Origin of the sequence: Spirosoma fluviale (assembly GCF_900230225.1) — a bacterium.
GTDB lineage: Bacteria > Bacteroidota > Bacteroidia > Cytophagales > Spirosomataceae > Spirosoma > Spirosoma fluviale.
In genome coordinates this window covers 194277-211646 of record NZ_OCNH01000006.1, presented here as the reverse complement: position 1 = coordinate 211646, position 17370 = coordinate 194277, and the positions used below count along the sequence as shown (strand labels likewise).

The following is a 17370-nucleotide window of genomic DNA, read 5'->3' as shown; positions in this document are numbered from 1 at the left end:
GCCTAAGGAACCCGGACAATTACCTCCCGGCTCTCGTTCTGTAGCCGGTCGAGGGCGGTTACGGCGTATACGTATTTCTTTTTCGGGTCAGCCGTCTTGTCGATGTAGCGCGTACTGGATTCGCCGAGGCACTGCGCTACTATGTAACGTGGGTCATCCAGCCGTAAGTGGGGCTTACGCCCTTCGAACCGGTACACCACATACGAAGTGGCAATGTCGCCATCCTGCGCTTCGGGCGACTCATGCCAGTACAATTCGATGCCTTCGCTGGTCGTCGCAGCTTTTAAATCGCGGGGCGGCAGGGGCGGAATACTGTCCAGCCATTTCATGGTAGGAATAAGGGCCGGATGCCGGTAAAAATTCGTTTGGAGTGAATCCCGAATTGAAAGGGGATTTATTTGCAGGTTTTTGGCACTAAAGAAAACGCTACCCTTCACGACCTGCTGCTGCCGATTGTACCGCATCTGGTCCGGAAATTCCGTTGGCCGCCACCAGCCGGGGTCCCGTTCCGAACCGCGCCCCACGCGGTAAGCACCGTGCCCGATGTATAAATGACAATTTTCTGTACAATTGCGAGTCCACCAATCGACCAGCGTTTTGTAGGGCACCCTCCCAAACTCCGAGCTGAAATACACCTGCGGAACAACATAGTCGATCAGGCCGTCGCGCACCCATTTACGGGTATCGGCATAGAGTTCGTAGTAGGCCTGACCGCCGTTGGTGGCCGACCCCTCGGGGTCACTGCTTTTGTTTTTCCAGATGCCAAACGGACTGATCCCGAACTTCACCCAGGGTTTGTTGGCCCGGATCGAGTCCCGCAGTTCGGTAACTAGCTTTGTTACATTATCCCGTCGCCAGTCGGCTTTATTCATGCCGTTGTAATTAGTCTTGTAGGTGCTATCGTCCCGCAAAACCTGACCCGGTTCGGCGTAGGGATAGAAATAATCGTCGAAGTGAATCCCGTCCACATCGTATTCGCGCACCACATTGGCAACAATCCCGGCGATGTACGAACGAACGGCCGGAATCCCCAGATTGAACAGTTTCCGCCCACCGTAGGTCAGCATCCATTCGGGTTTCCGGTTAACGATGTTTGAGGGGGCCACACTGGCGGTTTTACTGAAGGTGGCCCGGTCGAGGTTAAACCAGGCATGAAACTCCAGCCCACGTTCGTGCGCTTGGTCAATCATGAACTCCAGCGGGTCATAGAATGGCTGCGGAGCTAACCCCTGCTGACCCGTAAGCCATTCCGACCACGGCTCCGATCCTCGGGCGTAAAAAGCATCGGCAGCCGACCGGACCTGCACCACCACGGCATTGAGCCCCATCTGCTGGTGCTGATCGAACATAGCTACGATTTCGCGCTGCTGGTCGGCCACGGGTAATCCTTTCTTGCTGGGCCAGTCGATATTATTGACCGTAGCGACCCACACTGCCCGAAACTCCCGCTTGGGGGGTATAGGCCCACGGGCGGCCAGTATCTGCTCGGGAGTATCGTCGAAGGGAAGGGTATCTACGTCGGGAACCAGTACCCTGGGTGGAATGGGTTTGGGCGTGGCGGGTTTAACCGCTACTTGTTTGGGAGGTGCCGGAGCAGCCGTAACCGGCCTGGTTGGTCTGGAAGCGGGTTTTTGAGTAACAACGGGCTTGGCCTGCCGACAATCAGTTGTCATTAAGAGAACCAGCAACAGACCAAAATAAGCAATCAGACGCATCAGGTAGAATGGGTTAATTCCCAAAAATAACGATAGTCGGGCACACCTACGTGGATTTCGACGTCGTTTTTTGTCCTTTACCCGCTGTCCGACAGGCATCGCTGCAATAGATGACAGAATCCCAATCCCGTTCCCATTTCTTACGCCATGAGAAAGGACGGTTGCAGACGGGGCAAATCTTCGTTGGCAAATCTGCCTTTTTACGCATTTTCATATAACTGAAACTCTTCTGTATAACACTAAGTTTACCTACCCATGGAATCAGCCAATACAATAAAGAACCTGACAGAACGCGATATTGACCGAATCATTGAGATGGCCTGGGAAGACCGAACCCCGTTCGACGCCATTGGCACGCAATTTGGTCTATCGGAAAAAGATGTTATTGAGTTAATGCGCCGGGAGCTGAAACCGGCCTCCTGGCGTCGATGGCGGGCACGTGTGCAGGGGCGTTCCACGAAGCACGCTGCGCTGTCGGCGGTAGACGATGCCCGGTTTAAGTCAACTCAACAGCGAGTAATATCGCTCAACAGGATTACCAAACAATAAATTTGCAATTTGGCAAGCGATAGAATAAACTTAATTTTGTGCCGTTTTAAAAGGGTATTAGTACTATTTGTTCTGTGATTTGGAAGAATCCGATAACTTTTAAGAATTTTCTATTTTAAAAGGTGGTAATTTTGAGCCATCTTATCATTAAGTATTAACAGACTCCATCATTTATGTCGAGCCAGAAATTAGATCAGATAGATCGCAATGTATTAGAAATTCTGCAAGCCAACGCTAAAATAACCAACGCTCAGCTTTCCAAAGAAATTGGTCTTTCACCGGCCCCAACGCTGGAACGCGTCAAGAAACTCGAAACATCGGGAATTATTCAGAGCTACCACGCGCAACTGAACCGTGAGAAGATTGGCCTTGGGGTTACTACCTTCGTGATGGTAACGCTTGTAGGACACAAGAAAGAAACAACCATGTCCTTTGTGGATAAAGTACACGAGATTCCGGAAATCATCGAGTGCCACCACATCACCGGCTCGGGCGACTTCCTGCTTAAAGTAATTGCCAAAGACATTGCATCGTATCAGGGCCTGATGCTGGACGTTATCAACGAAATCGACGAAGTTGCCAGCACGCAAACGATGGTAATCATGTCGACCTTCAAAGAAAGCAAAGTACTTCCTATTCCATGATGAGTAACTATGTTTGATGTATGATGTATCTAGCGCGAAAGCAATACATCATACATCATACATCATAAGTCATCCTTTCCGTCGGCGTCTCTCTTCCCGGCGTAATTTCTTCGCATCGTCCAGCGCCTTTTTGGCTTCTTTGTACTGGCTGGATTTCCGCTCAGCTTTGTCAATCACTTCCTGAAAATACGTTTGGGCGAGGTCATAATCTCGCGCTTCGGTCGCAATTTTCGCCAGCCCTAATACCGACGATAAATAGTAGCCCGAATTAGTGGAGTTAGTCTGTTTGGCATAGTCGATTGACTTTTGGTAATTCAATTTAGCCTCCGGCAGATTCTTATAGAACAAGTGGTTAATGTACGCCAGAATGTAGGCGGCCGTCCGGCCACTCACGCCTTCGTAACCCGCCTGCGTACGATCGACCTTCGCCAGAATATCCCGGGAAGCCCGCTCAGCCTCCGCCAAACGTCCCGTCACGAACGCCGACCGGGCAAAATACCGCTCAAAGAATGGATTGTCGGGATACTGCTCGTACATATACTTCGACATATCGTACGCCTTATCGTACTGATTCTCCATGCTGTAGATCTGCACCAGAAAGTACCGGGCCTCCACGCGGGTATAAAACGCTGAATTAGCGGTTTTCTCCAGTTCTTTTATACCATTTGCCTTGTTCCCTTTTGGAAAGAACATCAGAATTGGCTTCAGGATTGGGTAATTTTCCGGAATCCACTGGGCGTAGTAATTATACATACCATCGCCAAAGAGAAGTTCAGGACTGAAGTCGGCATTGCCTTTACACTTTTCGAAATACTTAAGTGCGTTTTTACCGGCAATGGTCGCTTTCGTCCACTTTTTCCGTTCAGAATACAACCGGCCTTTGAAGGCATAGGCAGCGGCCAGAAAAAACGAAGGCTCCAGCTTGTTATCACTGCTCTCATACAGCCTTTCGGCCATCGTAATGGTCGAATCCATGTAGGCCAGACAGGGTCCGTCATAATCCGTAACGTCGGTATTGGGCACAATTTTCCACCACTCGGCAAGGCCCATCAGGAAGTACGGCATCGGGTGCTTCGGGTAGCGCAGCCGCAACCACCGAAACTCCTTGTCGGCGTCGTAGAACTTGTAGTTATACATCAGGTTGATGGCCTCCGCCGATTCAATCTGAACGCCGGGGTGCTTCAGCAAACCGTCATATTTTTTATCAAAAGCCGACGGGTCGTAGAGTTGAGCCTGAGTTAGAACGGCCAGCCCCATAAAGCACACCGTCAACAATAGCTTCTTCATTCCTTAAGTTTTGCGTTAGTAGTATATGAACGTAAACTGGTAGCTGTCCGTTTGCTCAGGCTTATTTTTCGGCTTTTTTTTGTCCGCAACCTCAGCACGGGCGTATCTTTGAGACCCCAAGACGCCGATATGATAACGATCAAAGACAAAACATTTGTCCCGTTCATTCCCGCCGATGCCATTCAGGCGCGTATTCAGGAACTAGCCGAACAAATCAATCAGGAGTACGCCGACAAGCTGCCGCTCATTGTAGTCGTTCTGAACGGCGCTTTTTTGTTTGCCGCCGATCTGGCCAAACACATCACCATTCCCTGCGAGATCACCTTCATCCGGGTAGCGTCCTACAGCGCCACGGAGTCCAGCGGTCAGTTAAAACAAATACTGGGATTAAATGAGTCAATCGCGGGTCGGGATTTAATCGTAGTCGAAGACATTGTCGACACGGGCCTCACCATTCATGAGGTGTGCCAACAGCTTCAGGCCATGCATCCTACATCCATTGCCATAGCGACCTTATTATTCAAACCCAGCGCCCTGAAAGAAAAGCTCGATCTGCATTACGTCGGCTTTGAAATTGAAAACCGCTTTGTGCTCGGCTACGGCCTGGATTACGACGGTCTGGGCCGGAATACGAAGGAGATATTTGTGTTACATGAGGAGTGAGGTTGTAGTATTAGGAGCGAGGAGCGAGAAGTGAGGAGGGCTGGCGCGAGAGCTGGCGACAGCACCCATGCTCACGCCAGCCCTCCTAACTCCTCGCTCCTCACTCCTAATACTACAAAACTACCGATCCACCTCCCCCATCACCACGTCAATCGACCCGATAATGGCGACCAGGTCGGCGAGCATGGCTCCTTTGCTGATTTCGCTGATGACCGACAGGTTGTGGAAGCAGCACGAACGGGCTTTGCAGCGAACCGGAATATCGGACTTACCATCCGTTCGGAAGAAGAAACCCAACTCACCTTTGGCACTTTCGGCGCGGGCGTAAAAATCCATGGCTTTCGGGCGGATTTTCTTAGGCACAACGGCCTGCGGGTCGTAATCGCGGGTACGTTTGTGATCACCCAGGAGTTGGTCGAGGCATTGCTCAATAATACGGATCGACTCGTGGCATTCCAGCACCCGGACGTTGTTCCGATCCCAGCAATCGCCTACGGTACCCACTTTGCCTTCGCCAATCGGAATATCGAAATCCAGTTCGGGATACACCGAGTAGCCATCCACCCGACGCAGGTCGTACCGTAAGCCCGAGCCCCGCAACATGGGGCCGGTACAACCATAGTCAATGGCCACCGGTAAGGGTAGGACACCCACGTTGGCCGTTCGTTTTACGAAAATTTCGTTTTCGATAACCAGTTGTTGCAGCTCAACCAGCTTTGGTTTGAGGTAGTTGACAAACTCCCGGCAACGTTCTTCGAAGCCAACGGGAAGATCGTAAAACAACCCGCCTACCCAGATGTAGTTGTACAGCATCCGGGCGCCACTCACCCATTCGAGCATGCGCTGGATGTGCTCCCGGTCGCGCATGAGCCAGAGAAACGGCGTGTACGCGCCAATATCAAGCGCATAGGTACCCACGCCCACAAAGTGCGCGGCAATCCGGTTCAGTTCGGCCACCAGCACCCGTATGTATTCGGTACGTTTGGGAATATCGTTCTGAATACCCAGCATACGCTCCACGCCCATGACAAACGCGTGTTCGGAGTTCATGGCGGCCAGGTAATCGAGCCGGTCGACAAAGGGAATCGTCTGGTTGAACGGGAGGTGCTGGGCATGTTTTTCGAAACAGCGGTGCAAATAGCCCAGGTGGGGTACAACATCGACCACAATTTCGCCATCCGTCACCACTTCAAACCGCAAAACACCGTGCGTAGACGGGTGTTGCGGTCCCATGTTCAGAATCATCTCACCTTCGCTGAGCATATCGGGCCGATAGACCGTCGGTTCCGATGCCTTAAAATGACCCGGCGCGTATTCGTATTGAATGGTTTGTGTGTTCATTCCTTGTACCAAACAGCATCTTGCTGTTTGTGTAAATTATTAAACAGCAAGATGCTGTTTGGTACGATATTACCTCAAAGGTCGAAAGCAGGTGCCCGAAAGCCAAACGTTGGCGGGCTTTTCTGAGGTCGCTGACGGAAAATCCTACATTTTTTTCTAACAAGCTCTTTGTCAAGTGAAACGCATTTCGTACCTTTGCGCTCCTTATCGAGAAAACGAACTTTAGCAATGGCAAAGAAAGGCGCCAATAGAATCCAGGTTATTCTGGAATGCACCGAGCAGAAAGACAGCGGTGTTCCCGGCATGTCCCGGTACATTACTACGAAAAACCGGAAAAACACGCCGGCTCGTATCGAGCGGAAGAAGTACAATCCGTTCCTTAAGAAAGTAACGCTGCACAAAGAAATTAAATAGGTTTTAGGTTTATCGTTTTCTGTTTACGGTGGGTAGAGTCAATCTGCTGCCGCATCCGAAAACGGAGAGCCGTAAACCGTAAACTACAAAAAGACAATGGCAAAAAAGGTAGTTGCAACCCTGAAAACGAAGGACAACGGCAAGGCGTTCGCCAAAATTATCAAAGCCGTTAAATCGCCCAAAACTGGCGCCTATACCTTCAAAGAAGAAATGGTCCCGGTTGACGAAGTACAGGCTGCGCTGAAAAGCTAGGCATTGAATAAGTCAGCTTCCTGCACGAAGACATTTGTCCCACAGCCTTATAGGGTTCTGTGGGACTTTTTTTTATTAAAAAACGGTTAGGGCAGATAGCGAGACAGCCAGCCACGACTTAACCGGAAAACGCTACCCGATCTGACCACTAACTGACCAATTCACTGACTTTGCCTTATGGCCCTATTTGGTTTATTCTCGAAAGAAAAGAAAGAAACGCTCGACAAAGGTCTGGAGAAAACAAAAGATAGTTTTTTTTCTAAACTGGGCCGGGCGGTTGTTGGTAAATCGACCGTCGACGAAGACGTACTGGATGAAGTCGAAAACGTGCTCATCTCCTCCGACGTAGGCGTTGAAACAACGGTAAAAATCATTCGGCGGATCGAAGAACGGGTGGCTCGTGATAAATACGTAGGTACCGACGAACTGGACCGAATCCTGCGCGAAGAAATTGCCGCTTTACTTTCCGATAATAATACGGTTGACGTTGCTGATGACTTTTCGCTACCCGCTGGCGTAAAGCCGTACGTAATTATGGTGGTGGGGGTGAACGGCGTTGGCAAAACGACCACCATTGGCAAACTGGCCGCCCAATTTCATAAACGGGGCAAAGTGGTGGTACTCGGCGCGGGCGATACGTTCCGGGCAGCCGCCGTCGACCAGCTCAAGCTTTGGGGCGACCGGGTGGGCGTTCCGGTGATCTCGCACGGCATGAACACCGATCCCTCGGCCGTAGCCTTTGATGCCGTAAAAAAGGCCACTGAAATCGGTGCCGACGTGGTTATCATCGATACCGCCGGCCGACTGCACACGAAGGTCAACCTCATGAATGAGCTGACGAAGATTAAGCGGGTCATGCAAAAATTCACGTCCGAAGCCCCTCACGAGGTTCTGCTGGTGCTCGACGGTTCGACGGGGCAAAACGCCTTTATTCAGGCCACGGAATTTACGAAAGCCACCGAAGTAACGGCCCTCGCCATTACTAAACTGGATGGCACCGCCAAAGGGGGCGTGGTGATTGGCATTTCGGATCAGTTCAAGATTCCGGTCAAGTACATCGGCGTGGGCGAGAAGATTGACGATTTGCAAACGTTTAACAAGATGGAGTTCGTGGATTCGTTTTTCAAGAAATGATACCCGGTGGCTTATCAACTATCATTCTCCGATAAGGCGCTAAAGAGTCTTAAGAAAATTCCGAACGCTACTACGGAAAAAATTATCTCCGCACTCGAACAATTAGCTCAGGACCCGGATAACAAAACAAATGTTAAACGGCTAACAAATCATCCAGATGCTATTTTCCGGTTGCGCGTAGGAAATTATCGTGTGCTATACGACAAGTACGATCAGATTCGCATTATCGCCGTTATTGATGTTGGACACAGAAAAGATATCTACGAATGACACTGAACGCTCAAATTATTCAATCTGAAGGAAAGCCAAAATTCGCGGTGATTGCCTACGAAGAATACGAAGCTTTGCAGAAAAGTCTGGCATCATTTGATAGCCTCGAAGATTTTCTTGATTACGTACATGCCCTAAAAGTGAAGAGTGAAACAACGACCTGGCATTCGCTAGACGATGTAAAACGAGAACTTGGGCTATGAAAAACCAACCTTCATGGTTTGCTGACCTACCATTCATATGGGTTGTTTTTAGTCTGTTGACGTTGTGTTACGCACTTACCGTCTCAGCCCAAAAAGCCCCCCGCCAGAAAGCCGTTAAAGCCGTAACAAAGCAGGGAATTTGCGGTGTCGTTCGCGAAAAGCGTGGTAATTACATGCCCAGCCCCGACTCCCCCCGGCAAAACCCGGATGGGTCGCCGGTTGTGCGCGACGTGCTGGTTTTTCCGCTATTGAATATGAGCCAAGTGGAAGCCGGGGAAAATGGATTCATCAATTCGGTGGGGAATGCTAAACCGGTCAAAACCGTTACCTCGGGAAAAGATGGCAAATTTTGCGTGAGCCTGCCGGTGGGTCAGTACACCGTTATGGTTCGGGAGCCGAAGGGGCTTTATGCCAATCTGTCCGACAGTCAGAATAATATCTTCCCGGTCAGGGTACAAAAGAATAAATCGGTTTCGGTAACGGTGGATATCACCCATCAGGCCGTATTTTGAGTAACGCGGGCGGGAGCCCGTGCTGAATAAAAAGCGGGTTTCTACCTGCGCTACTAAATGAAAACCAAAGGAATACGTACCAATAAAATTAATATTGTCACGCTCGGTTGCTCGAAGAACCTGGTGGACTCTGAGGTGCTGTTTACGCAACTCAAGGGCAATGGCATGAACGTGACGCACGAATCGAAGAAAGACGATGCCAACATCGTTGTGATCAATACGTGCGGCTTCATCGATAACGCCAAAGAAGAATCCATCAATACCATTCTGCGCTATGTCGACGCCAAAGAAGCCGGTATTGTGGATAAGGTCTACGTAACGGGCTGCCTTTCGCACCGCTACAAAGACGAACTTGAAATAGAAATGCCGACCGTCGATGCCTGGTTTGGCACCAATGAACTGCCCCGGATGCTGAAAACGCTTCGTGCCGACTACAAGCACGAACTCGTTGGCGAGCGTCTGCTCACAACCCCGGCTCACTACGCTTACCTTAAAATCGCCGAAGGCTGCGACCGTCCCTGCTCGTTCTGCGCAATTCCGCTGATGCGGGGTGGTCACGTATCGCGCCCCATCGACGAGTTACTGACCGAAGCCCGATCGCTGGCCCGGCGCGGCACCAAAGAGCTGATTCTGATTGCGCAGGACCTGACCTATTACGGACTCGACCTGTACAAAAAGCGCAACCTCGCCGACCTCATCGACCAACTGGCCGACGTAGAAGGCATCGACTGGATTCGGTTGCAGTACGCTTACCCGTCGGGTTTCCCAATGGATATACTGGACGTGATGCGCAACCGCCCCAACGTTTGCAATTACCTCGACATGCCCCTGCAAACCGGCTCCACCGAGTTGCTGAAACTCATGCGCCGGGGTATTACGCGGGAAAAAACTGAAAGTCTGATCGAAACCATCCGGGAGAAAGTGCCGGACATCACCCTCCGCACCACCCTGATCGTCGGCCACCCCGGCGAAACGGAAGCTATGTTCCAGGAAACTTACGACTTCGTGGAGCGCATGCGCTTCGATCGGTTGGGGGTCTTTACCTATTCGCACGAGGACGATACGCACTCCTTTAGCATGCCCGACGATATTCCGGCCGACATCAAGCAGGAACGCGCCGATGAACTGATGGATGTACAACAGGGCATTTCGCAGGAGTTGAACCAGCAGAAAGTTGGTAAAACCTACAAAGTGCTGTTCGACCGGAAAGAAGGCGGTTATTTCATCGGCCGCACCGAAGCCGACTCACCCGAAGTGGATAATGAAGTGCTTGTTTCGGCAGCTCAATACGTTCGGCTGGGCGACTTCGCCAATGTGCGCATCGACCGGGCCGAAGAGTTTGATTTGTATGGCGAAGTTGTTGGTGCTTAGTACTTTTCCAAATAAATTTTAACCGCAAAGGCGCAAAGGGTAGGCGCAAAGATCGCAATACACGTATTATATACTTAGCGATCTTTGCGCCTACCCTTTGCGCCTTTGCGGTTAAAATCCTTATAGCTTAAAAACATCCGGCGAACCTCCATCGAACCTTGCCGGATTTTTCGTTGTTAAAACCCGGTAACCGCAACCCCCGCCCTCCGCATGGACTGTCAGTACCTGCCACTGGCCTCAACCGGCCAGTTTTCCTCCTTATTCCTTGATTACATTACCAATAAAGACAGTTTAAAACCCTTTTACGGTCGTTTCCCCGATGTGGCCGCCTTTGAGGGTCAGATTAACGACAAGACGTTTGATGAGGCCAACCGGCGGGTTTTGGTCGATGCGCTGGAACGGCAGTACCAGCATATAGCCGTAAAACCTGATTTTTCGACACTCCTTCAGGCCAATACGTTTACGGTAACTACGGGGCACCAGCTCAATATATTTACCGGGCCGCTTTACATCATCTATAAGCTGATCACTACGATCAAGCTGGCGCGTAAGCTCAAAGAAACGTACCCCGCTTACAACTTCGTGCCAGTCTACTGGATGGCTACCGAAGACCATGACTTCGCCGAAATCAACCATTTTTCGTTGATGGGCAAGCCGTACGTCTGGGAAACGGAGCAACGGGGTGCGGTGGGCCGGATGAGTCCAAAGGAGTTAAAAACCCTCTTTACGCAGATTCCGGAGAAACTCGCTTTGTTTGAAGACGCCTACCTGAAACACGACACCCTGGCCGATGCCACCCGCTATTACATCAACGAACTGTTCGGTGCCGAAGGATTAGTTTGTCTGGATGCCGATGATGCGGCTTTGAAACGCGTTTTCGCCCCCGTCATGCGCGACGAACTGATCAACCAGCAGTCGGGTGAACTGGTGAGCAAGCGCACGGCGGAACTGGAAGCACTGGGTTACAAGACCGTGATCGCCCCCCGCGACATCAATCTGTTCTACCTCGATGATCAGCTTCGCGAACGCATTGAACGCAAAGAGGATGGAACGTATCAGGTGTTGCACACGAAGCAGACCTTTTTGGAAAGCGAAATTTTAACCCTCCTGGACGAACACCCGGAAAAGTTCAGCCCGAATGTCGTGCTGCGACCCTTGTACCAGGAGACTATTTTACCGAATCTGGCGTATATCGGCGGACCTTCGGAAGTACCGTACTGGCTACAGTTGAAAAGCGTCTTTGAGCACTATCAAACACCCTTTCCGATACTGATGCCCCGTAACTTCGCGATGTACATACCTTCCGTAAGTGCCAAACGCGTTGCCAAACTGGGTCTTACACCTGAGCAGCTTTTCCAGGACACACTTACGCTCAAACGGGAGTTTGTCGACAACCATACCCGCCACACGCTTAAGTTCGATAACGAAAACAAGACCGTCAATAAAGCGCTGGACGCCATTTTGCACAAGGCGCAGATGGTCGACCCAACGCTGGAACGGGCCGTTCTGGCCGAAACGAAGCGCTTTGCCGATGCCGTTGCCCGATTGGAAAAGAAAATGCGACGTGCCGAAGAACGGAATCAGGAAGTAGGTATCCGGCATCTGCTGACCGTCAAAAACGAACTTTTCCCGAACGGGAGCTTACAGGAGCGCAACGAAAACTTTCTGACCTTCCACCTCAACGACCGCCAGTTTCTATCAAAAATGCTGGACGCCTTCGACCCGTTCGACTACCGTATGCAACTTTGTCTTCAGTAATACGACTGGCTGTCATTACTCATCGAACGTATCCATCAGGTCGAATAGCCACATGACAAAAGCGGAGTTGCGCAGGGAGTTCCTTGCCAAACGGAAAGCCTTGACGGCCGATGAGGTAGCCTACCGCAGTGAACTCATTGCCGCTCGTTTTTTCACCTATCTGGAAGAGAATGACCTTGCCGATGTGCCTACAATAATCCACACATTTTTGCCAATTAAACGGCATAATGAAGTAAACACCTGGGCCATCATTGAGCCCATTTGGCAATCGTTTGGCCATATACACATCAGCGTTCCCGTTACGGATGAATATACTCACCAGTTGCTGAATTACACCATTTTCCCCGGCACACCGCTGGTTACTAACCGCTTGGGTATCCCCGAACCCGCCATCGGAAGCCGATACGAAACAGAACTGAATCAGATTAGCATCGTACTTGTGCCTTTATTGGCCTTCGATAAACAAGGGAATCGCGTTGGGTACGGCGGTGGCTATTACGACCGGTTTCTGGCAGGTTGCCGTCCAGATTGCCTTAAAGTAGGATTGTCGTTATTCGAGGCAGTTCATGAAATCACTGATATTGAACCAACAGATATTAAGTTGGACGTTTGCATTACGCCCGATTATCTTCACAGCTTTGATTAAGACTATTTAATAAAGGTTTATTTATTTCCTAACATGATGAACCGTTGTTTCTTTTTATCTTTCTTAAAAGAAATAACGGCTATGAAAACGCTACTCCTTTTACTCCTATTCTGCCCTCTTTCTACATGGGCTCAACAAGACAGGCTCCCTCCGCCAGTTTCATCTCAGAACCTGAAACCCATTGAAAGTGACTTAGTCCCCTCCTACAATGGACGTTATGGACAGCAGGTAAAAACCCAGTATATGTACGATGGTCTCGACGTTCGTCATGCCAAAGACCTGGGGCAATACATACTGGCGTCTGGCGACCGCGATGCCATTTACGAATTCAACCGCTATATCAGAAGCCGACATACAGGTGGCTGGTTAATTGCGGGTGGTGTCACCTGGGCAATTATTGGCGCGGTCATCATGGGGTCGAACGGGCCGGGAAGTGATGGCAAGTTTACTATGCAGCAACCTTACTACTGCCCAACCGGCTATGTTTGTGGTGGGTCGGGCGGTACTGTATATGGTGGACAGGCAGTTACCTACCAAACCGTAACCGATACGCATCGACAAAATATGTATGCCAAGGGTAGTGTCTTTATGCTAGGTGGTGCTATTCTGGCTGGTATTGGCTGGGGGTTAAACATGCCGGGGCCGCATCTTCGCCGGTCGGTTCAGTATTACAACCGGGCTCTCAAACAGCAGGGCATCTCCTGGCGGGTAACACCTTACTCGTCGCTGTCTAATTCGGGCGTTGGTCTGGTGGGGCGGTTCTGATTTTTTTTAGAATATAATTCCTGACCGTCAAAGTTTTACCCTATTTTTGCAGTCCAATTAACCTATAGGGGTTGGTTATTGCCAACATACCCCATTTTATTAACCAATTAACAGCGGATTCTACCGGCACAGGCCCACACGGGCAACCCCGGACCTCCGCATCACACAAAATGAAAATCGCAGTCGTTGGGGCTACTGGCTTGGTCGGTAGCGAAATCCTGAAGGTGCTCGCAGAACGCAACTTCCCCGTGTCAGAACTCATACCTGTCGCTTCCGAGCGGTCGGTTGGTAAACAGGTCGAGTTTAAGGGTAAACAGTACACGGTTGTAAGCTTTGAAGATGCGATTGCGGCCAAACCAGCCATTGCAATTTTCTCGGCCGGTGGCGGTACATCGCTTGCGCTGGCACCAAAATTTGCCGAAGCGGGCATTACCGTTGTCGACAACTCGTCGGCCTGGCGCATGGACCCGACCAAAAAACTGGTCGTTCCGGAAATAAACGCCGTTACGCTGACACCCGAAGACAAGATCATCGCGAATCCAAACTGCTCGACCATTCAGATGGTGGTGGCGTTGAAGCCCCTGCACGACCGGTACAAGATCAAACGCGTCGTCGTATCGACCTACCAGTCGGTAACAGGAACGGGTAAAGCCGCCGTCGATCAGCTTTTTGCCGAACGAACCGGACAGGAAGGCGTTGCGAAAGTATACCCGCACCCCATCGACCTGAACGTACTGCCCCACATCGACGTCTTCCTCGATAATGGCTACACCAAAGAAGAGATGAAGATGGTGAACGAGACGAAGAAAATCATGGGCGACGATTCGATTCAGGTGACCGCTACTACCGTTCGGATTCCAACCATCGGCGGTCACTCGGAAGCAGTGAACGTTGAGTTTGAAAATGAATTTGAACTGAGCGAAGTCGTCGAGTTACTGACCAATGCCGAAGGCGTTATCGTACAGGATGATCCAGCCAATAAAATTTACCCAATGCCGCTGACGGCTCACGGAAAAGACGAAGTTTTTGTTGGCCGTATCCGTCGCGACGAGAGCCAGCCTAAAACGCTGAACATGTGGATTGTGGCCGATAACCTCCGCAAGGGAGCCGCTACCAACGCCGTTCAGATCGCCGAATATTTAATGAAGCATAATCTGGTTGAAAGCGACGAAGTTGCTGCGTAACCATTCTTCCTGACTATTTACCTAAAGTCCCGTTCGGCTTGCTGCTGATCGGGACTTTTTGCGTAGATTGACGTTGGTAAAGTCCTAAACAGGCAGCCGGACGGCCGGTCCCAGACTGTTTGAGCTTTCATTAACGCACGTTTCTAATGACACCCGTTATTCAACTTCAGAATATCCATAAATCATACGGGGCGACCCTCGTTCTGAAAGGTATCGACCTGAGCGTTTCGCCCGGTCAGATTGTGGGCTACATTGGCCCCAACGGCGCGGGCAAATCGACAACCATCAAAATCCTGATCGGCATGCTGCCCGATTTTGACGGTGAGGCAAGGGTTCTGGGCATGGATGTAAAAACGCAATCCCTGGATATTAAACGCCGGATTGGCTACGTTCCCGAAAACGCAGCCCTCTACGATACCCTCACGCCCATGGAATACTTGCAGTTCATTGGGCAGTTGTATGAATTAGATCCGACGCACATCGACCGCAAAGCACTTGACTTACTGCGGCTGTTTCAGCTCAACGACTACGCCAATGCCCGGATGACAACCTTCTCCAAAGGGATGCGGCAGAAAGTGCTGCTCATTTCGGGGCTGCTGCATAACCCCGACGTTATTTTTCTGGACGAACCCCTATCGGGTCTGGATGCCAACGCTGTCGTACTGGTTAAGGAAATTATCCGGCAACTGGCGGGCAGCGGCAAAACCATCTTCTACAGCTCGCACATCATGGAGGTAGTGGAAAAGATTTCTGACCGAATTATTATCATCAACCAGGGGCAAATCGTTGCCGACGGCACCTTTGCCGAGTTACAGCACCAGCGCCCGGAATCCCTCGAACAACTGTTTGCCCAACTCACCGGCAGCGATGGACAAACGGGTGTAGCCGAAGAGTTTATTCACACGCTCAACAACTAGTCAGCCCCGTCGGCGAGACAACTTTATGACGACACTTATTCTTTGGCTTCTCGACCGAATCCAACCGTTGTTTCGGGCGCTGGGTGCCGATTATGGCCAACTGCGGGCTATCGTCCAGGTGAAACTGATGATGGACAACCGCCGGAACATTGTGAGCCTGGGTCGCTACGGTAAACCGTCGGCGGAGAACAATAATAGTTTTATGCGCATCCTGCTTATTTATACCATTGTTGGTGGCGTAATCAGTCTGGGGATGCTGGCTATTCCTCCGCAGAAGAGTCTATTCCTGCCGCTTACTCTTCAGTTTTCGTATATCATGGCCCTGTGCGCCATGACACTCATCTCCGATTTCTCATCGGTCATCCTGGACTCATCCGATAACCAGATCATTCTCCCCCGCCCCGTGGGTAACCGCACACTCTGGCTGGCCCGCGTGGTACACATTACCAGTTATTTGTTTGGGATTGCCCTATCGCTGTCGGTTGGTGGTATCCTGATTGTCGGGTATCGATTTGGGCCGCTGGCGGGGCTGATGTTTTTGGCGCTTAGCTTACTATCGGCGGTGCTGATGGTCTTTTTGACCAATCTCTTTTATCTGGTATTGATGCGCTTTATCAATGAAGAGAAGCTGCGCGAAGTCATCAACTATTTTCAGATTTTAATGGCTGTGCTTTTTTACGGCGGCTACCAGCTCCTCCCCCGCCTGATCAGCTCGCAGGGCTCCATTTCGCGAATCATCGACCACCAGTGGTGGCATTACCTGATTCCGCCGATGTGGATGGCGGCTACCGTCGATCTGTTCATTAAGCCCGTTCTGGATGTACACCACCTTGTTTTTGCCATCCTGGCCTTGCTGATGCCAGTTGCAGGCCTGTGGTTCATGAACCGGTTCCTGACCACCGATTTCACCCAAAAGCTAAGCGGTATCGACTCCGAAAGCCGACCCGAAGCGACCACCTCTTCCGCTCAACAGCCACAGTCGGGCCAGGCAAGCTGGCTGGAGCAACTGTCGACTTGGGTAACTACGGAACCACTGGAGCGGGCAGCCTTTGCGTTCACGTGGCGCGTGACCGGACGCGATCGCAAGTTTAAACTCAAAACGTATCCACAGCTGGGGTTCGGGCTGGCTTATGTGGTGGCTATGTCTTTTCAGGGGGGAAGTCTGGGCTCTAGCGGTTTCTTTTATTTATTCGCGCTGTATTTTGCCGGGCTGTACGTTATGGTGGCGCAATATCAGCTGGGCATTTCCGATAATTACAAAGCGTCCTGGATATACGGCAGCGCCCCTATTCAGGCACCAGGCGATGTACTCGTCGGGGCATTAAAAGCCCTTATCCTTAAATTGCTGCTGCCCTTTTACGTCATTCTGGCGAGTTATATTCTGTACCGCTACGGTCTCGACAAAATCAGCGACGTGCTGCTGGCCTTTAGTAATTCGCTGGTCATGCTCATTAGCTCAGCCCTTCTTTCGACCCGGTACATGCCATTTTCAGTAGCTCCCGATGCCCTCAAGCAGAACAACACCGCTCGTGGCTTGTTGACCAGCCTTATTCTGGCAGTTATCGGCTTTTCGCATTACGGTCTGACGTTTATACCCTACGGCGTCTGGGTAGCCACCCCGCTCTCGATGGGTATTTTCTTTCTCTTGCTTCAGCATTACAAAAAGACCGCCTGGAGTGCCATTGAAATGGGCTAGCCGAAACATCAATACCAGCGGAATCAGTAGTAATCAGTTTTTATTTATC

The 17370-nt window shown here is 50.8% G+C and carries 20 protein-coding genes; 16 read left to right on the top strand and 4 right to left on the bottom strand.

Features of this window, described 5'->3' with window-relative positions; all coding sequences use genetic code 11:
* Positions 1-2: 2 nt before the first annotated feature.
* The gene (locus tag CRO74_RS25835; protein WP_097130272.1) at positions 3-1715 is read right to left on the bottom strand and encodes a glycoside hydrolase family 10-like protein; all 1713 of its coding nucleotides are present in this window, start codon (positions 1713-1715) and stop codon (positions 3-5) included.
* Positions 1716-1761: 46 nt separating this feature from the next.
* The gene (locus CRO74_RS25830) at positions 1762-1923 is read right to left on the bottom strand and encodes a DUF2256 domain-containing protein (protein ID WP_449448533.1); all 162 of its coding nucleotides are present in this window, start codon (positions 1921-1923) and stop codon (positions 1762-1764) included.
* Positions 1924-1970: 47 nt separating this feature from the next.
* Here CRO74_RS25830 and CRO74_RS25825 point away from each other — a divergent pair, with 47 nt between their 5' ends.
* Together CRO74_RS25825 and CRO74_RS25820 are read left to right on the top strand one after the other, a co-directional pair.
* Positions 1971-2264, top strand: a complete 294-nt coding sequence (locus CRO74_RS25825) for a TIGR03643 family protein (protein WP_097130269.1) — start codon at positions 1971-1973, stop codon at positions 2262-2264.
* 173 nt (positions 2265-2437) lie between these two features.
* Complete coding sequence (locus tag CRO74_RS25820) at positions 2438-2908, top strand: Lrp/AsnC family transcriptional regulator (protein WP_012929813.1); 471 nt, start codon at positions 2438-2440, stop codon at positions 2906-2908.
* 69 nt (positions 2909-2977) lie between these two features.
* Here CRO74_RS25820 and CRO74_RS25815 read toward each other — a convergent pair whose 3' ends face one another.
* Positions 2978-4195, bottom strand: a complete 1218-nt coding sequence (locus CRO74_RS25815; RefSeq protein ID WP_097130268.1) for a tetratricopeptide repeat protein — start codon at positions 4193-4195, stop codon at positions 2978-2980.
* 129 nt (positions 4196-4324) lie between these two features.
* Between CRO74_RS25815 and hpt the strand changes: the two genes are divergently transcribed.
* On the top strand, positions 4325-4858 hold the full coding sequence (gene hpt, locus CRO74_RS25810) for a hypoxanthine phosphoribosyltransferase (RefSeq protein WP_097130558.1): 534 nt from the start codon (positions 4325-4327) through the stop codon (positions 4856-4858).
* Between the two features lie 120 nt (positions 4859-4978).
* Here hpt and CRO74_RS25805 read toward each other — a convergent pair whose 3' ends face one another.
* Positions 4979-6199 (bottom strand): NADH-quinone oxidoreductase subunit D, encoded by a 1221-nt coding sequence (locus tag CRO74_RS25805; RefSeq protein ID WP_097130266.1) that lies wholly within the window; start codon positions 6197-6199, stop codon positions 4979-4981.
* 228 nt (positions 6200-6427) lie between these two features.
* On the opposite strand from CRO74_RS25805, the gene rpmG reads away from it, so the two are divergent.
* From rpmG to CRO74_RS25740, 13 genes are all read left to right on the top strand, one after another.
* Positions 6428-6613 carry a 50S ribosomal protein L33 gene (gene rpmG / locus CRO74_RS25800; protein WP_012929817.1) on the top strand — a complete coding sequence of 62 codons (186 nt, stop codon included), beginning with the start codon at positions 6428-6430 and terminating at the stop codon, positions 6611-6613.
* Positions 6614-6709: 96 nt separating this feature from the next.
* The gene (locus CRO74_RS25795; RefSeq protein WP_012929818.1) at positions 6710-6865 is read left to right on the top strand and encodes a DUF4295 domain-containing protein; all 156 of its coding nucleotides are present in this window, start codon (positions 6710-6712) and stop codon (positions 6863-6865) included.
* 177 nt (positions 6866-7042) lie between these two features.
* Positions 7043-7999 carry a signal recognition particle-docking protein FtsY gene (gene ftsY, locus CRO74_RS25790; protein WP_097130264.1) on the top strand — a complete coding sequence of 319 codons (957 nt, stop codon included), beginning with the start codon at positions 7043-7045 and terminating at the stop codon, positions 7997-7999.
* Between the two features lie 6 nt (positions 8000-8005).
* Positions 8006-8269 (top strand): type II toxin-antitoxin system RelE family toxin, encoded by a 264-nt coding sequence (locus tag CRO74_RS25785; protein WP_097130262.1) that lies wholly within the window; start codon positions 8006-8008, stop codon positions 8267-8269.
* Positions 8266-8472, top strand: a complete 207-nt coding sequence (locus tag CRO74_RS25780) for a type II toxin-antitoxin system Phd/YefM family antitoxin (protein WP_097130261.1) — start codon at positions 8266-8268, stop codon at positions 8470-8472. The genes CRO74_RS25785 and CRO74_RS25780 overlap by 4 nt, the downstream gene beginning before the upstream one ends.
* Positions 8469-8984: a hypothetical protein gene (locus CRO74_RS25775; RefSeq protein ID WP_097130258.1), complete on the top strand. Its 516-nt coding sequence runs from the start codon at positions 8469-8471 to the stop codon at positions 8982-8984. Before CRO74_RS25780 ends, CRO74_RS25775 begins: the two co-directional genes overlap by 4 nt.
* 57 nt (positions 8985-9041) lie before the next feature.
* Positions 9042-10355, top strand: a complete 1314-nt coding sequence (gene rimO / locus CRO74_RS25770; RefSeq protein WP_097130256.1) for a 30S ribosomal protein S12 methylthiotransferase RimO — start codon at positions 9042-9044, stop codon at positions 10353-10355.
* A gap of 210 nt (positions 10356-10565) precedes the next feature.
* Positions 10566-12113 (top strand): bacillithiol biosynthesis cysteine-adding enzyme BshC, encoded by a 1548-nt coding sequence (gene bshC / locus CRO74_RS25765; protein ID WP_097130254.1) that lies wholly within the window; start codon positions 10566-10568, stop codon positions 12111-12113.
* Positions 12114-12165: 52 nt separating this feature from the next.
* The gene (locus CRO74_RS25760) at positions 12166-12759 is read left to right on the top strand and encodes a 5-formyltetrahydrofolate cyclo-ligase (RefSeq protein ID WP_097130252.1); all 594 of its coding nucleotides are present in this window, start codon (positions 12166-12168) and stop codon (positions 12757-12759) included.
* Positions 12760-12840: 81 nt separating this feature from the next.
* Positions 12841-13524 (top strand): hypothetical protein, encoded by a 684-nt coding sequence (locus CRO74_RS25755; protein WP_179830302.1) that lies wholly within the window; start codon positions 12841-12843, stop codon positions 13522-13524.
* A 170-nt stretch (positions 13525-13694) separates the two neighbouring features.
* Positions 13695-14708, top strand: a complete 1014-nt coding sequence (locus CRO74_RS25750; protein WP_097130247.1) for an aspartate-semialdehyde dehydrogenase — start codon at positions 13695-13697, stop codon at positions 14706-14708.
* Between the two features lie 146 nt (positions 14709-14854).
* On the top strand, positions 14855-15625 hold the full coding sequence (locus CRO74_RS25745; RefSeq protein ID WP_097130245.1) for an ABC transporter ATP-binding protein: 771 nt from the start codon (positions 14855-14857) through the stop codon (positions 15623-15625).
* Positions 15626-15650: 25 nt separating this feature from the next.
* Complete coding sequence (locus CRO74_RS25740; protein WP_097130243.1) at positions 15651-17321, top strand: hypothetical protein; 1671 nt, start codon at positions 15651-15653, stop codon at positions 17319-17321.
* Positions 17322-17370 lie beyond the last annotated feature (49 nt).

Excerpts from the sequence above, each read along its gene's own strand:
- CRO74_RS25835 (WP_097130272.1), bottom strand. The coding sequence starts at position 1,715 with ATGCGTCTGATTGCTTATTTTGGTCTGTTGCTGGTTCTCTTAATGACA.
- CRO74_RS25830 (WP_449448533.1), bottom strand. The coding sequence starts at position 1,923 with ATGCGTAAAAAGGCAGATTTGCCAACGAAGATTTGCCCCGTCTGCAAC.
- CRO74_RS25825 (WP_097130269.1), top strand. The coding sequence starts at position 1,971 with ATGGAATCAGCCAATACAATAAAGAACCTGACAGAACGCGATATTGAC.
- CRO74_RS25820 (WP_012929813.1), top strand. The coding sequence starts at position 2,438 with ATGTCGAGCCAGAAATTAGATCAGATAGATCGCAATGTATTAGAAATT.
- CRO74_RS25815 (WP_097130268.1), bottom strand. The coding sequence starts at position 4,195 with ATGAAGAAGCTATTGTTGACGGTGTGCTTTATGGGGCTGGCCGTTCTA.
- hpt (WP_097130558.1), top strand. The coding sequence starts at position 4,325 with ATGATAACGATCAAAGACAAAACATTTGTCCCGTTCATTCCCGCCGAT.
- CRO74_RS25805 (WP_097130266.1), bottom strand. The coding sequence starts at position 6,199 with ATGAACACACAAACCATTCAATACGAATACGCGCCGGGTCATTTTAAG.
- rpmG (WP_012929817.1), top strand. The coding sequence starts at position 6,428 with ATGGCAAAGAAAGGCGCCAATAGAATCCAGGTTATTCTGGAATGCACC.
- CRO74_RS25795 (WP_012929818.1), top strand. The coding sequence starts at position 6,710 with ATGGCAAAAAAGGTAGTTGCAACCCTGAAAACGAAGGACAACGGCAAG.
- ftsY (WP_097130264.1), top strand. The coding sequence starts at position 7,043 with ATGGCCCTATTTGGTTTATTCTCGAAAGAAAAGAAAGAAACGCTCGAC.
- CRO74_RS25780 (WP_097130261.1), top strand. The coding sequence starts at position 8,266 with ATGACACTGAACGCTCAAATTATTCAATCTGAAGGAAAGCCAAAATTC.
- CRO74_RS25775 (WP_097130258.1), top strand. The coding sequence starts at position 8,469 with ATGAAAAACCAACCTTCATGGTTTGCTGACCTACCATTCATATGGGTT.
- rimO (WP_097130256.1), top strand. The coding sequence starts at position 9,042 with ATGAAAACCAAAGGAATACGTACCAATAAAATTAATATTGTCACGCTC.
- bshC (WP_097130254.1), top strand. The coding sequence starts at position 10,566 with ATGGACTGTCAGTACCTGCCACTGGCCTCAACCGGCCAGTTTTCCTCC.
- CRO74_RS25760 (WP_097130252.1), top strand. The coding sequence starts at position 12,166 with ATGACAAAAGCGGAGTTGCGCAGGGAGTTCCTTGCCAAACGGAAAGCC.
- CRO74_RS25755 (WP_179830302.1), top strand. The coding sequence starts at position 12,841 with ATGAAAACGCTACTCCTTTTACTCCTATTCTGCCCTCTTTCTACATGG.
- CRO74_RS25750 (WP_097130247.1), top strand. The coding sequence starts at position 13,695 with ATGAAAATCGCAGTCGTTGGGGCTACTGGCTTGGTCGGTAGCGAAATC.
- CRO74_RS25745 (WP_097130245.1), top strand. The coding sequence starts at position 14,855 with ATGACACCCGTTATTCAACTTCAGAATATCCATAAATCATACGGGGCG.
- CRO74_RS25740 (WP_097130243.1), top strand. The coding sequence starts at position 15,651 with ATGACGACACTTATTCTTTGGCTTCTCGACCGAATCCAACCGTTGTTT.